At 69.5% G+C, this 14,017-nt stretch carries 15 protein-coding genes; 8 read left to right on the top strand and 7 right to left on the bottom strand.

The annotated features are described in order from the left end of the window. Positions 1-9 precede the first annotated feature (9 nt). The 3 genes from OO69_RS21985 to OO69_RS21975 all read left to right on the top strand — a co-directional run bounded on the left by OO69_RS21985 (position 10) and on the right by OO69_RS21975 (position 3,512). Positions 10-1,548, top strand: coding sequence for an MFS transporter (locus OO69_RS21985; protein WP_234444499.1), 1,539 nt, complete (start codon positions 10-12; stop codon positions 1,546-1,548). A gap of 75 nt (positions 1,549-1,623) precedes the next feature. Next, a complete protein-coding gene (locus OO69_RS21980) occupies positions 1,624-2,799 on the top strand; it encodes a sensor histidine kinase (protein ID WP_078652522.1) in 1,176 nt (391 codons plus the stop codon). Continuing rightward, entirely contained in the window at positions 2,796-3,512 is a 717-nt protein-coding gene (locus OO69_RS21975) for a response regulator (RefSeq protein WP_051801145.1), read from the top strand. The genes OO69_RS21980 and OO69_RS21975 overlap by 4 nt, the downstream gene beginning before the upstream one ends. Here OO69_RS21975 and OO69_RS21970 read toward each other — a convergent pair. From OO69_RS21970 to OO69_RS21955, 4 genes are all read right to left on the bottom strand, one after another. Next, a complete protein-coding gene (locus tag OO69_RS21970) occupies positions 3,481-4,029 on the bottom strand; it encodes a hypothetical protein (RefSeq protein ID WP_033282445.1) in 549 nt (182 codons plus the stop codon). The genes OO69_RS21975 and OO69_RS21970 overlap by 32 nt on opposite strands. A gap of 181 nt (positions 4,030-4,210) precedes the next feature. Next, positions 4,211-4,738 carry a DUF1062 domain-containing protein gene (locus OO69_RS21965; RefSeq protein WP_033282444.1) on the bottom strand — a complete coding sequence of 176 codons (528 nt, stop codon included), beginning with the start codon at positions 4,736-4,738 and terminating at the stop codon, positions 4,211-4,213. 213 nt (positions 4,739-4,951) lie between these two features. Then, on the bottom strand, positions 4,952-5,425 hold the full coding sequence (locus OO69_RS21960; RefSeq protein WP_033282572.1) for a MarR family winged helix-turn-helix transcriptional regulator: 474 nt from the start codon (positions 5,423-5,425) through the stop codon (positions 4,952-4,954). A gap of 110 nt (positions 5,426-5,535) precedes the next feature. Continuing rightward, positions 5,536-6,012 carry a hypothetical protein gene (locus tag OO69_RS21955; protein WP_033282443.1) on the bottom strand — a complete coding sequence of 159 codons (477 nt, stop codon included), beginning with the start codon at positions 6,010-6,012 and terminating at the stop codon, positions 5,536-5,538. 124 nt (positions 6,013-6,136) lie between these two features. Here OO69_RS21955 and OO69_RS21950 point away from each other — a divergent pair, with 124 nt between their 5' ends. The 3 genes from OO69_RS21950 (at position 6,137) to OO69_RS21940 (ending at position 7,525) form a co-directional block, all read left to right on the top strand. Beyond that, the gene (locus tag OO69_RS21950; protein WP_026151077.1) at positions 6,137-6,472 is read left to right on the top strand and encodes a YnfA family protein; all 336 of its coding nucleotides are present in this window, start codon (positions 6,137-6,139) and stop codon (positions 6,470-6,472) included. 73 nt (positions 6,473-6,545) lie between these two features. After that, positions 6,546-7,322 (top strand): SDR family NAD(P)-dependent oxidoreductase, encoded by a 777-nt coding sequence (locus tag OO69_RS21945; protein ID WP_033282442.1) that lies wholly within the window; start codon positions 6,546-6,548, stop codon positions 7,320-7,322. After that, positions 7,322-7,525 carry a hypothetical protein gene (locus OO69_RS21940; protein ID WP_033282441.1) on the top strand — a complete coding sequence of 68 codons (204 nt, stop codon included), beginning with the start codon at positions 7,322-7,324 and terminating at the stop codon, positions 7,523-7,525. The genes OO69_RS21945 and OO69_RS21940 overlap by 1 nt, the downstream gene beginning before the upstream one ends. 33 nt (positions 7,526-7,558) lie before the next feature. Here OO69_RS21940 and OO69_RS21935 read toward each other — a convergent pair whose 3' ends face one another. Together OO69_RS21935 and OO69_RS21930 are read right to left on the bottom strand one after the other, a co-directional pair. Next, on the bottom strand, positions 7,559-8,857 hold the full coding sequence (locus OO69_RS21935) for a PHB depolymerase family esterase (protein ID WP_234444498.1): 1,299 nt from the start codon (positions 8,855-8,857) through the stop codon (positions 7,559-7,561). A gap of 141 nt (positions 8,858-8,998) precedes the next feature. Then, positions 8,999-10,366, bottom strand: a complete 1,368-nt coding sequence (locus tag OO69_RS21930) for a hypothetical protein (RefSeq protein WP_033282439.1) — start codon at positions 10,364-10,366, stop codon at positions 8,999-9,001. A gap of 421 nt (positions 10,367-10,787) precedes the next feature. Here OO69_RS21930 and OO69_RS21925 point away from each other — a divergent pair, with 421 nt between their 5' ends. Next, positions 10,788-11,582 carry a hypothetical protein gene (locus OO69_RS21925; protein WP_199810999.1) on the top strand — a complete coding sequence of 265 codons (795 nt, stop codon included), beginning with the start codon at positions 10,788-10,790 and terminating at the stop codon, positions 11,580-11,582. Positions 11,583-11,630: 48 nt separating this feature from the next. On the opposite strand, the gene OO69_RS21920 is transcribed toward OO69_RS21925, so the two are convergent. Further along, positions 11,631-12,824 (bottom strand): RtcB family protein, encoded by a 1,194-nt coding sequence (locus OO69_RS21920; RefSeq protein WP_033282437.1) that lies wholly within the window; start codon positions 12,822-12,824, stop codon positions 11,631-11,633. A gap of 282 nt (positions 12,825-13,106) precedes the next feature. Between OO69_RS21920 and OO69_RS52540 the strand changes: the two genes are divergently transcribed. After that, positions 13,107-13,967, top strand: coding sequence for a hypothetical protein (locus tag OO69_RS52540; RefSeq protein ID WP_033282436.1), 861 nt, complete (start codon positions 13,107-13,109; stop codon positions 13,965-13,967). Positions 13,968-14,017: the final 50 nt, after the last annotated feature.

Below are 14,017 nucleotides of genomic sequence, written 5' to 3'. Positions count from 1 at the left end.
TTTATCTGCGTGACACAGACAATGCGCGACGCAAACAATTCCGGAGAGCCCGAAGGCCCCGGCGAACCCGGCGAACCCGAGGGCCCCGGAGACCCCGGCGAGCCCGAAGGCCCCGAACACCCCGAGCGCCCCGAACACCCCAACCACCCCGAAAAACCTCCCCTCCCCGCCCGCACCCGCTGGGCGATCCTCGCCGTCATCCTCGCCGCCGACGTCCTCGACCTCCTCGACTCGACGATCACCAACATCGCCGCCCCGACCATCGCAAGAGACCTCGGCGGCGGCCCCGCCCTCGTCCAGTGGCTCGGCGCCTCCTACGCCCTCGCCCTCGGCGTCCTCCTCGTCCCCGGCGGCCGGCTCGGCGACCGGTACGGACGGCGGCGGGTCTTCCTCGCCGGGCTCGCGGGGTTCGTCGTCGCCTCGATCGCCTGCGGGCTCGCTCCCGGCCCCGTCTTCCTGGTCGTCGCCCGGCTCGCGCAGGGCGCCTTCGGTGCGCTGCTCATCCCGCAGGGCTTCGGCATCCTCGGCGCGAGCTGGCCGCGGGACCAGATCGGCAAGGCGTTCAGCCTGTTCGGGCCGGTGATGGGGCTGTCGGCGGTGGGCGGGCCGATCCTCGCCGGGTTCCTCGTCGACGCCGATCTCGGCGGCCTCGGCTGGCGCCCCATGTTCCTCATCAACCTCCTCCTCGGCGGCGCCGCCCTCCTCGCCGCCCTGCGCCTCCTCCCCCAGGACACCGGCGACGGCACCGCCCCCGTCGACGGCCCCGGCTCCGCCCTGATCGCGGGCGCCATGCTCGGCCTGCTCGGCGGCATCATCTACGGCTCCGAGCACGGCTGGACCGGCCCCGCGCCCGCCCTCCTGCTGCTCGGCCTCGCCCTCTTCGCCGGGTTCTGCCACCGCCAACGCACCGCACCCGAACCACTCATCCCCCCCTCCCTCCTCCACAACCGCGGCTTCACCGCCGGCCTCCTCCTCGGCGTCGTCGCCTTCGCCGCCGTCGCCGGACTCCTCTACGTCATCTCCCTCTACTTCCAGCAAGGCCTCGGCCGCTCCCCCGCCGGCACCGCCCTCGGCCTCGTCCCGCTCTCCGCCGGCATCGTCGTCGCCTCGATCGCCTGCTACCGGCTCGTCCACCGCCACGGCCGCCGCCTCGCCGCCACCGGCCTGCTGATCATCCTGGCGGGCTGCGGCTACCTCACCGCACTGGTCGCCAACTCCGGTACCAAGACCGGGGGTTGGCCTCTCGTGCCGCCCCTCCTCCTCGTCGGTCTCGGCATGGGCACCTGCTTCGGCACGATCTACGACGTCACCATCGGCGACATCGAACCGGCCGAGGCGGGCAGCGCCAGCGGCTCGCTCAACGCGGTGCAGCAACTGGCCAACGCGATCGGCGCGGCGGCCGTGACCACCGTGTATTTCAAGGCAGTTGACGGGGGTACGACCCATGCACTCCTCGTGAGCCTCGGCGTGGTCGGCGCGGCCGTCGCCCTGTGCCTGTGTCTCGTACGGCTGCTGCCGCGCTCGGCGCCGGCGGACCATGGTCACTGAGCGCCGACGGGCCGGGGTGGACCCGCACGCTGGTAGCTTTCGCTGCGGCCGGACGACAGTGGGAAGAGAGCCGCGGTGAACCGAACTCAGGCCGTGACCCGGTGGTTCACGGCGGACAACAACCCCATCCAGGTCTTCGGCACCGTCGCCGCGATCGTCGTCGGCGCGATCGCGGTGCGGCCCATCGGGTTCTCCGGGACCGGGCTCGCCGTGCTGTGTCTGCTCGTCCTGGTCTCGCTGATGACGTGCACGCGGCTGATCCCGGAGGGACGGCTCGCGCCGGGGCCACAGTTCGCGGTGCTGTGCGTCTGGTCGGCCGGGGCCGCCGCGCTGCTGGCGCTGGACCGCTCCGGGGCGTCGGCCCTGTTCGCGTACTTCGTCACCGGGCACGCCGGATACCGCCTCGACAGCCGCCGCTCGCTGCCCTTCGCGGCATGCACCAGCGTCCTGTGCGCGGGTGTGCTGCTGCTGCCGTGGGGCGGCCACGGCACCTCGTGGATCGTGGGCGCCTTCACCGGTGTCAGCGTGCTGGTCGGCATCTCCAACCGCTCCCACACCGACGCACTGCGCTCCGCCCGAGCCGCCGCCGAGCAGGCGGAGCTGGCCGCACGGGCCGAGGCGCGGGCCGAGGCACTCGCCGAGCGGGCCCGCATCGCCCGGGACGTGCACGACGTACTGGCCCACTCGCTGGCCGGGGTGAACATGCAACTGGAGGTCACCGACGCGCTGTTGGAGTCCGGTGACGTCGAGCGGGCCCGGCAGGCGGCCCAGCGCGCGCAGAGCCTGGTGCGCTCGGGACTGACCGAGGTGCAGCGCACGGTCGGGGACCTGCGCGAGGACGCGCTGCCGCTGGTGGAGACCTTGCGGTCCATGCTCGGCTCCGTGTCCGACGCCGGTACGCTGACCGTCGACGGGCCGGAGCGTGAACTGCCCGTCCGCCTCACCCAGGTGATCGTGCGCTGCGCCCAGGAGGCGCTGACCAACGCGCACAAGTACGCGCCCGGCGCCCCGGTCCGCATGCGCCTGGAGTACGTGGAGCGACGGGAGCACCTCCCGGACGAGACCGTCTTCGAGGTGGTCAACTCCGCTCCGCCGGAGGGTTCGCGGCCGTTGGCCGGTGCCGGGAGCGGGATGGGGCTGGTCGGGATGCGCGAGCGGCTCGACCTGGTGGGCGGCACGGTCACGGCCGGGCCGATCGTGGACGGCGACGACTCAGGAGGATGGCTGGTGCGCGTGGTGATCCCGGGATGAGCGACGGGCGACAGGGCGAGCGGGAACCTTCCGTACCGGGCGAGCAACAGGCCGTCGTGCGGGTGGTCGTCGCCGACGACCAGACCGCCGTCCGCGAGGCGCTGGCGACCGTACTGGATCTGCAGCCCGGCGTGGAGGTCGTGGCGACGGCGAAGGACGGCGGGGAAGCCGTGCTCGCCGCCGAGGCGTACTCCCCGGATGTGATCCTGATGGATCTCAACATGCCGCGGATGGACGGGGTCGAGGCCACCCGGCTGCTCACCGAGCGCTTCCCGCAGGTCGCCGTCGTCGTGCTCACCACCTTCGCCGACGAGGAGTACATCCTCGCCGCGCTCGGTGCCGGTGCCCGCGGCTACCTCACCAAGGAGTCCGGCCGGCAGGACATCACCCGCGCGGTGCGGGCCGCGGCGGCCGGGCAGTCCGTGCTCGACCCCGCCGTACGGGACCGGCTCGTCGCGGCCGCCGCGCGGGGCGGCGCCCCCGTCGAACGGCCGGGCACCGGACTCGCCCCGGACCTCACACCCCGGGAGGTCGAGGTCCTCACGCTGATCGGCGAGGGACTGACCAACCGGGGCATCGCCGAGCGGCTGGTGGTGAGCGAGGCCACGGTGAAGACCCATATCAACAACCTCTTCTCCAAGGCGCATCTGCGGGACCGGGCGCATGCCGTGAAGTACGCGTTCATCCACGGACTGGTGAAGACCCCTGGCTGAGGGCGGCCCCGGCCGGTGCCAGGAAGCGCACGCGGGCCAGCAGCAGGAACACCCGGGTGAGGACCATGGCCAGCGCCATGATGACGAAGAACGGGGCGATGGCGTCCTGGACTATCTGGTGCTCGGCCATGAACGTGCCGAGGTGGTCGCGGAACCAGGTGTTGTGCTCGGCGAGGTAGATGAACGCGACGCGCAGGGCGACCACCGCCGTCCAGATCGCCACGAACCCCGCGCCGCAGCGGGTGTGGACGCGGCCCGAGGCCGGGTCGCGCTCCACGCCGGTCGTGAGCGTGGCGACGACTCCGCAGGCCAGTCCGATCGCGGCGCCCACGAGATAGACGATCACGTCGACGTGCTGGGTGGGCAGCCCCCTCAGATAGAAGTACCCGACCGCCGACACCGTGCCGATCGGCATCAGCACCTTGTGCAGGTCGTACTTCCGGCGCCCGTACTGCGTCAGCATCATCACCGCGAAGATGCCCCCGCTGATCGTCAGCGCCTGCTCCATGTCCGTCATGACGTCGCACTCCTCGGTCTCCGGCGGTGTCCCCGCCTCGCGTTTTCCTGAGTCCGACTCTCCCGCCGAAGCCGGGAAAGCTCCCGGACCCACGGGTGGATTTCCGGGTGGAGACGCGAGGTGGAGCCTGCCCCTAGGGGTCCCTCGGGGCAGGCCCCCGCTCACGAGAAGCGCTGAGCCCTCAGCGCTTGAGCGTGAAGGTGAAGTCGCCGGTGAGTCTGGCGTCCAGCCGGACCGCCGACACGAGACTCCCCTCCGTCATCAGCCTCCCGACCTCGGCCCGCGACAGACCGCACCCCTCGGCGATCAGCCGCACCGGCCGCAGGGGTATCCGCGCCGCGAAACGCACCGACACGTCGATCACCTCGCGGTCCAGGTGCTCCGTGCCGCCGGTGTCGAGACGCCAGGCGCCGTCCCAGTCGAGGGCGATGCGGTTACGGCGCCGCAGCACCGGATCCTGGAGCAACTCGGCTGCCAGGGAAGGGTCGTTGGCGTGCAGCCGGTCCAGCAGTCCGGGGCGTACGGAGCGCACGTTCGCCCGCTCCAGGACCGTGATTCTCGTGGTGTCCCCGCAGCCGGCGCAGAGCGCGAGGAGCCAGGCGTCGATGAGCTTGTGGTGGGCGTTGACGCGGAACTTGCCGTGCGCCCGGAAGCGTTCGGACGCGCACGCGTGGCAACGGCGGAGGACAAGGGGAAGGCGGGTGGGCATGACAAACCAGGTCGCGAGCACAGAAGTACACCGGTTCCAGTGAGAAGTCCGCAGCAGAAAGGGGCGCGGCGCACAGGCGCGACGCGCGACAGATCAGCACTCGGGGGGTCTCACACGGTGTACAAGGGCACGTCCTCACCCAGACGACTGGATTCGGCAGGACGATAACGGCGCGCGACGGCGCCGCTCAACGGGTTTTCGGCACGCCCGGAGCTACACGTCCCCCGCCCGCAGCCGCGCGATCTGCTGGCCGCTGAACTCCACCGTCCGCCTCATGTGCCCGACGATCACGGCGAGTTCGGCGTCGCCGAGCTCGTCGAAGAGGGTGAACCAGCCGCCGCCGAGCCGGTTCCACATGCGCCCGAACTCGGTGATCTTCTCCGGCACGGTCGCCACCAGCACCCGCCGCCGGTCCTCCGCGTCCCGCTCCCGGACGACGTACCCGGCCCGCTCCAGCCGGTCCACCAGCCGCGTCGCCGACCCGGTCGTCAGCCCGGTCAGCTCGGCGACCCGGCCCGTGGTGACGGGCCCGGCCTCCAGCGTGAGCAGGTTCAGACACTGCAGATCGGTGGGGTGCAGCCCGAGCCGGTCGGCGACGGCCTGGTTGAACAGGGCGTACGACGCCATGTACCGGCGCGATACGGAGGACAACTCGTCCAGCAGCCGCGCCCGCGCGTTCCCGGACATCTCGTACCCCTCGTCGCCTGTGCCGTTCCGCACGTGCCGTCCGTGCCGTGCGGAGATCGAGATCGTACGACGTGGTCGCGGGCGTGGCTCCTCGGTCCTACGGGTGTGGCTCAGAAGTAGTAGGTGTCACCGGTGTCCAGGACGAGCACCCGCTGCTGGTCGTTGGCCCGGTTCCCGTCCACCGCGCCCCCGCCCCACACCGTGTCCAGCTCCAGCAGCACCTCGGAGGACGCGTCCCGCAGCCGTACCCGCACCTCGATCCGCTCGCCCACCGCGTCCGCGGCCAGCGCCCCCGTCCGGCACACCACCACCCGCTCCCCCGACCGCGCGCACCCCTGCGGCAGCGTCTGCGCGTCCGCGAGCGGCTTCGACCAGCGCAGCCGTACGGTCGCGTCGGGCACCGCGGCCGGACCGTGGTTGCGCGGGGTGAACCGCACGTCGACCCGGCCGCCGGTCATGGTGGCGGAGCCGTGGTAGGCGAGATCCGCCTCCGGACCGGGGATGTCCGGGTGCCCCGGGGCCGCCCCCATCACCGCCAGCGCGGCACCCCCTACAGCGAGAGTCCGTAGTACCCCTAGTACCCGCATGCGATCCGCTCCTCAGTACGCCGCGCCCTTGCACCACGCCACCGTGGTCGTACGGATGTATCCCACGCGGAGCGGGCGACAGGCGCCGTCCATCAGGTGACACCCGCGTGATCTGATGACGCCCATGCTCGTGCTCCGCTCCGCAGCCCTCTTCGTCGTCGCCGCCGTCTTCGAGATCGGCGGCGCCTGGCTGGTCTGGCAGGGGGTGCGCGAACACCGCGGCTGGCTCTGGATCGGCGGCGGCATCATGGCCCTCGGCGTCTACGGCTTCGTCGCCACCTTCCAGCCCGACGCCCACTTCGGCCGCATCCTCGCGGCCTACGGCGGGATCTTCGTCGCCGGTTCACTGGCCTGGGGCGCGGTCGCGGACGGCTACCGCCCCGACCGCTGGGACATCACCGGCGCCCTGATCTGCCTGGCCGGGATGGCCGTGATCATGTGGGCGCCCAGGGGGAACTGACCCGGAACCGGGCCCGCCTATCCTGGACGGAGTCGTACGTACGATCCCGTCGAACCGTCACCAGGAGCAGCCCATGGCCACCGCCGCACCGTCCGCCGCCTCCCGTATCGCGGTCGTCACCGGGGCGAGCGGTGGCATCGGCGCCGCCACGGCCCGGCAGCTCGCCGCGGCCGGTTACCGTGTCGTCCTCACCGCCCGCCGCAAGGACCGGATCGAGGCGCTCGCCGAGGAGATCACCGCGAACGGCGGCCAGGCCACGGCGTACGCCCTCGACGTCACCGACCGTGCCGCCGTCGACGAGTTCGCGACCGCCTTCAAGAAGATCGGCGTGCTGATCAACAACGCGGGCGGCGCGCTCGGCGCCGACCCCGTCGCGACCGGCGACCCCGCCGACTGGCGCACGATGTACGAGACGAACGTCCTCGGCACCCTGAACATCACCCAGGCCCTGCTCCCCGCCCTCACCGCGAGCGGCGACGGCACGGTCGTGGTCGTCTCCTCCACGGCCGGACACGGCACGTACGAGGGCGGCGCGGGCTATGTCGCCGCCAAGCACGGCGCCCACGTCCTCGCCGAGACCCTGCGCCTGGAGATCGTCGGCACCCCGGTGCGGGTCATCGAGGTCGCGCCCGGCATGGTCAAGACGGACGAGTTCGCGCTGACCCGCTTCGGCGGCGACGCGGAGAAGGCGGCGAAGGTCTACGCGGGCGTCGCCGAGCCCCTCACGGCGGACGACGTGGCCGACACCATCACCTGGGCGGTCACCCGCCCCAGCCACGTCAACATCGACCTCCTCGTCGTCCGCCCCCGCGCCCAGGCCTCGAACACCAAGGTCCACCGGGAGCTGTGATGCCCGACGCGGAGGGCGACCCGGCCGGCCCGAACAGTCCGGCCGGCCCGGACAACTCCCAACAGGCCCTGGACAAGCGCCGGTTGGCCGAGGAGACCAGGAACGAACGCAAGGTCTGGTACTTCCTCGGCTACTTCCTCTTCGGCATCCACCTCGTCGCGTTCGTGATGATCTACGCGGTGATGCACGCCCCGAACAAGTAGGCGCGGCCCGGCAGTTGAGCCTCCAGGTCTCCGCTAGCCGGTCTTCCGCCGCGCGAAGATCCACTCCCGGATGCCCTCGATGGTGTAGGCGATCGGCCAGGTCGAGTTGTGCTCGACGCCGTGCGCGTTCGCCAGTCCTCCGGCCAGGGTCGAACCCTTCTTGAACGAGGCGTAGTTGACCGTCGTGCCCTTGGCCGCCATGGCCTTCACGTCCGCGGCGAACTCCGTCGCACTGGACTGGCCGTCCCAGACCGCGCGGCTGACCTTCGTCCCGGCCTTCTCGATGACGGCCATGATGGCGTTCTCGCCGGGATAGGCCTTGGTGTCGCCCTGCGAGACGGTGACCCAGAGGTTCTTCTCCGCCAGCGGCGCGGCCTGGGCGGAGGGCCACTGGCCGGCGACCACCCAGGAGGCCGCGAACAGGTCGGGGTACTTGATGTTCAGGCCGACGGTCATCATCGCGCCCATGGACTGGCCGGTGGAGTACAGGCGATCGGTGTCGATGCTGTACTCGGCGGTCAGCGACCTGACCAGGTCGACCGTGGTGTCGAAGAGTGCCGTCGGCTTGTAGTCGTCGCCGACGACCACCTCCGGGTACTGCGGCGCCAGCACGAACGCCGGGCGCTTCGCCTGGTCCTCGGGGGATGCCCAGCACACCGCGCCCAGGCCCTGCACCAGCGTCGCCCGCACCGTGGTGGTGATCAGGCTCGCGTCGTGCATGAAGAGGACGAGCGGATAGGACTTGCTCCGGTCGTAGCCCTTGGGGATGTAGAGGCTGTACGGCAGCGACCTGCCGGTCTTCGAGTCCTTGTACGTGAACTGCTCGAAGTCGTCGACGATCAGGTTCACCGTCCTGCTGGTACCGACCTTGGCCTCGCCGCCGGCGTAACCGGTGCCGCCACTGGCCGTGACGGTGCCGACCTGGGTGACGACGCCCTTCGCCGCCCTGATGGTGGCCGGTCCGCCCGTCGAGCCCACCTGCGGACCGGGGATGACGTAGGGGCTGCTTGTGGAGGCTGTGGACGCCGAGGGCCCGGCCGAGGCCGACGGCTGAGCGGTCCCCGGCGCGCCCCCGCCCGACCCCACGCCTCCCCACAGCAGCGCGCCCTCGTCGTCGGCGGACAGTTCGACGATGACGTACGTGCCGTCGGTGCCCCGATCGGCCGTCGCCGCGCGGGTGTTGGCGTAGACACGGGTGACCGTACGGCCCTCGACCTCGAAGGAGGAGACCGAGAGCTTGGACGTGTCGATCTCGGTGTCGTACTCGACGGCGACCGCGATGAATTTCTGGCCGTCGCCGTAGACCTCGGTGATCGCGGTGGCGCTTTTCATATGTCCACCAGCACCCCCGCCGCCCCCGCTGCCCGCCGAATGCGATTCACAAGCGGCCAGGCCCGTGGTGGCAACCGCCGCCATTCCCAGAACCCGCCCTAAAAATGCACGCCTTGTGGCCATTTCGCTCATCCCCTCGACTCAGTTCAGGGACTTGATGAGGCGATCGATTCGCGCCACGGCCTTCTCGGCGGTGCCCTTGATGTAGAAACCGTCGACCGCCTCATAGGTGACGTGGTCGAAATTCCATTTGTCGGGCATGTTCTTGGCGCCGCCCTCGAACATCGACATGACGAACGTGCTGGAGAAGGACGAGTTCTCACGGATCGCGTTCGCGGTCGTGGTCGACAACTCCGGCTCCACGCCCGCGAAGACGCCCTTGCCGACCTGGAAGACCCAGAGCGGTACCTGGGCGGTGCCGGTCGGGGTGAAGGTGACGGACTTGGTGGGCGCGCTGGCCTGCGGCCCGGTGACCTGGGTCGTCGTGATGTCGTCGGTGACGAGCCGCACCACAACCTGCTTACCGCTCTCGTACTTGCTGATCCCCTGCGCCACCCGCACGATCTCGTTCCCGAGCCGCTCGCCCTGCGCGGTCAGCAGCGCGAACCCGGCGTCGTGCAGATCGACGCCGTAGGTCCAGCCCTTGTCCTTGTCGATCGTGTACCGCTTCGACCGGTACGCCGGGAACTGGTCCCCGCACGCGCCCACCAGCCAGAAGCCGACGGCGCCGGGGTACTGCGTCTCGACATGCGCTACGGCCGCGCCGGCGAGGTCGGCGGAGATCGGCAGGGTGCCGTCGGCCATGACCGAGTCCTGCATCACGCAGGACTGCACGTTGTAGTTGGTGAGCACGGCGATCGGGTTGCCGTCGAGGTCGTTGAAGCGGGCGACGTACACGCCCTTGTCCGAGGGCAGTTGCTCGTTCACGCCGAGCCAATAGCCGTCGGCGGTGAGGACGTTGCGGTTCACGTTGACGTCAACTCGACCGGAGCCGTAGCCGACCTCGGCGTCCTGGAGGTTCTTCACGGCGTCGGCGACGGCGGACCTGGTGGCGGCGACGATGTTCTGGACGTACGCGGCGGCCCCGGCCGAGGACGAACTCGCCTGCACATGCGGCGCGGAGAAGCAGTGCGTGACGGTGACCATGATGTTCGCGGCGGTCACGCCGGAGGCCGCGGTGATCGCGTCCCGCATCAACCCGACCGCCTCCGCGCTGATCGAGGTCAGGTCCAGCACGGCCAGCGCGATCCGCCGGGACCCGGACTCCACCAGCAGGACACGGACGTTGAGGTCGTCGTGCACGGCGGTGAAGTTGTCCAGCGGCAGCAGCGAGGCACCGGGCGTGAACGCGGCCTTCCCGACACCGACCTTCAGCCCGCCGACGGCCTTCGTCGCGGCCTGCGCGGAGGTGGCAGTACCGAGGGCGGTCGCCGCGAGGGCGGTGACCGCACCGGCGGCCACGACGGTCCGCCGGCTCAACTCGCCCTGATTCTGCAGTTGTTCACGCATGTGCTGTCCTCCGAGACGCTGCGGGTGGGGGTGGGACCAACTGCCGGGCAGCATCACAGTGAATTTCGAGGGCAACAATGAGGGGCGCGTGCAATCAATGCTTTCGCGAATGGCGTATGCATTTTGACGTGCGACGTTGGCTGGAATTCACAGCAATAGGACGCGAATTCACAGCGGCATCAGAGAGACCCCAGAGCGATCTCAGAGCGGCCGCCACCTTGACTTTCCGCATCCCCCTTGGTTAGCCCACATGGGTGAACCGTGTCGATCACCCGCGCGGCGCTCGAACAGTCGACCTAGGCTCGCGCCACAACATCAACACGACGGCCCCCGCCCGGGACGGCAATCCCGAACGAGGGCCTGACCAGCACGGAAGTAGGGCTTCCCTGTGGCTGATTGCGAGCCTATCGCTCACCGGTTCATGGACCTGACAGTCCCTGAGTACGCCTACATGTTCGGGTTCTTGCAGGCGGACGGGCATCTGCACCAGGGCACTGGGCAGAAGGGCCGTCTGAGCGTCGAACTCAACGCGCGGGACGTCGAACTGCTTCGGGAGTTCCAGAAGCTGACGCCGTACTACAGCAGCATTACCGAACGCACCCGAACGACCAACTTCGCCGAGTCCGCGCACTCTGCGGTCTGGACCGTCTGCTCCCTTGAGGCCAGGACCAGGATCAATGAACTCGGACTGCCTTACGGTCGCAAGTCAATGTGCATTGCCCCGCCCACAAGCGAGTTCTCGAAGCGCGACTACCTACGAGGAATCATCGACGCAGACGGATCGCTGGGATACACGAGCCAGGGCCTGCCGTTCGTCTCCCTGACGACAGCCAGCACCGCCATCGGCGCCTGTCTGTGCTCGTACGCTCAGCAGATCACGGAATCGGAGCGCACGCTCAAGCGGAACACCCGAGACGCCATCTACAACATCCTTTACACGAAGGAGAGCGCCCAGGCGCTGGCAGCCCAGCTCTACTACCCGGGCTGTATCTCACTGGAGCGTAAGCACAGCGCCGCCCAGTCGCTTGCTTCCTGGATTCGCCCCGCAAGCATGGAACGTAGGCCTCCACCTATCCAGTGGACACCTGAGATGGACCGAATCCTGCTGTCGGCACCGACCATCGCCGCTGCGGCCGCCGAACTGGGTTACTCCAACAGCCCTTGCCAAACGCGCCGCTGGAAGCTGCTGCACGGCCTAGTGCCACTGCCGGACTGAGCGACGCACGATGGGCGCGGCCTACGATCGCCGCGCCCATCCCCGCACCTAGCCCTTCACACAGATGAACTGCTTCAGCTTCGCCACGACCTCGACAAGATCCCGCTGCTGCACCATCACCTGATCGATGTTCTTGTAGGCACCCGGGATCTCGTCCAACACACCGGAGTCCTTGCGGCACTCCACGCCCCGCGTCTGCTCCTCCAGGTCCCGCACGGTGAAGTGCCGCTTCGCCGCGTTGCGGCTCATGCGCCGACCCGCCCCGTGCGAGGCCGAGTTGAAGGCCTTCTCGTTGCCGAGACCCTTCACGATGTAAGAGCTGGTGCCCATCGAGCCGGGAATGATCCCGTACTCGCCGGAGCCTGCCCGGATCGCGCCCTTACGAGTAACCAGCATGTCCATGCCCTCGTACCTCTCCTCCGCCACGTAGTTGTGGTGGCAGGAAATCTCCGACTCGAAGGTCGGCTTCGCCTTCTTGAACTCCTTGTGGATCACGTCTTTCAGAAGCGCCATCATGATCGTGCGGTTGTACTTCGCGTACTCCTGCGCCCAGAACAGGTCGTTGCGGTACGCCGCCATCTGCGGAGTGTCCGCGATGAAGACGGCGAGGTCACGGTCGACCAGGCCCTGGTTGTGCGCGAGCTTCTGGGCCACGCCGATGTGATGCTCGGCCAGTTCCTTGCCGATGTTCCGGGAACCGGAGTGAAGCGTGAGCCATACCGCCCCTTCAGTATCGAACAAGAGTTCGATATAGTGATTCCCTCCGCCGAGCGTCCCCATCTGCTTCGTGGCCCGGTCCTCCCGGAACTTCACCGCATCCGCGACCCCGTCGAACCGCCCCCAGAAGTCGTCCCACCCGCCGGTGGCCAGCCCGTGCAGTCGCCCGGGGTCGACCGGACTGTCATGCATCCCCCGCCCCACCGGAATCGCCTGCTCGATCTTCGACCGCAGCCGCGACAGATCGCCGGGAAGATCGTTCGCCGTGAGTGACGTCTTCACCGCGGACATCCCGCAGCCGATGTCGACCCCCACCGCCGCCGGGCACACCGCGCCCCGCATCGCGATGACCGAACCGACCGTCGCGCCCTTCCCGTAGTGCACGTCCGGCATGACCGCCAGGCCCTTGATCCACGGCAGGGTCGCGACGTTGCGCAGCTGCTGGAGTGCGCCCTCCTCGACCGACGCCGGGTCGGTCCACATGCGGATCGGTACCTTCGCGCCCGGCATCTCCACGTACGACATATCGTCCTCATTCCCCCGGAAACCATCAAAAAAAGTCAAAAGTCATACATCGCAAAACCGGCGCCAAGGTCAACGAAAGGGACAGTGGACCGGCGTCAACGGCTGTACGTGCGATAGACATTGTCTCCAGGGGGTCCCCCGGTGCGGCAAGCGATTAACCAGCGGGGACACTGGCAGACCCTGGATCGTTCAAGGGGTCGAGGGGCGTCGAACACAGCCGGCACCCCACGCCCGACACCGATCCGAACACCCACCCGACACCCTGTCGAGAGGAGCCCGACCGTGCAGCGGAAGGCGTACGTACCCGGCACCGCCGCGCTCCTCGTGGCGCTGCTGGCCGGCTGCTCGAGCGGCTCGGCCGACAGCGGTACGACGGACGACGCGAACCCGGGCGAGGCCGGCACGGCGACCGCGGTGGCCCAGCCGGGCAAGTACCGCACGCTTCCGGAGCCCTGCGGCGTGGTCGGGCACGGCACCCTGGACACCCTGCTCCCCGGCATCAAGCAGATCGCCGACGCGGAGCAGCGCGAGGCGGCGTACGCGGGCGACGCGACGCTGACGTACGACACGGACCGCAAGGTCGGCTGCCGTTGGAAGGTCGAGTCCACGGACGCGACCGACCATCTCCTGGTCGACTTCGAGCGGGTGGTGTCCTACGAGAACGCCGTGAGCGACGACAGCCAGGCGCAGGCGATCTTCGCGACGAAGGAGACGGCGGCGGATCTCCCGGAGCCGACGGCGAGCGCCACGGCGTCGGACACGGAGTCGAACTCCGCGTCGGCGTCCGACTCGGCGTCGGCTTCGGACTCCGCGTCGCCCTCCGCCACCCCCTCGTCCTCGTCCTCCGCGTCCGCCTCCGGCTCGACGTCGGCCTCCCCCTCCGCCACCGCCTCCCCCACCGGTCTCGAACCCCGCACCCTCTCCGGTCTGGGCGACGAGGCGTTCCTCGACGACGCGTTGAGCAGTTCCGGATCGACGGCTCAGCAGCGCACGGTGACTGTGGTGTTTCGCACGTCCAACGTCATTGTGACCATCGAGTACGAGGAGCAGCCGGCGACGGTCGGTGTCGTGCCGGACAGCCAGAAGATGCAGGACAGGGCGCGGAAACTGGCCGCGCAGCTGGCCGACTCGCTCAACGGTTAGGGCGTTCGGGAGGGCCGTTCGCGGGGTCGCGCAAAGGCCGTGAACGGAGA

This window comes from Streptomyces sp. NRRL F-525, from assembly GCF_000716605.1.
Lineage (GTDB): Bacteria > Actinomycetota > Actinomycetes > Streptomycetales > Streptomycetaceae > Streptomyces.
The sequence above is the reverse complement of the archived record's forward strand: the minus strand, read 5'-3'. Positions and strand labels throughout refer to the sequence as shown.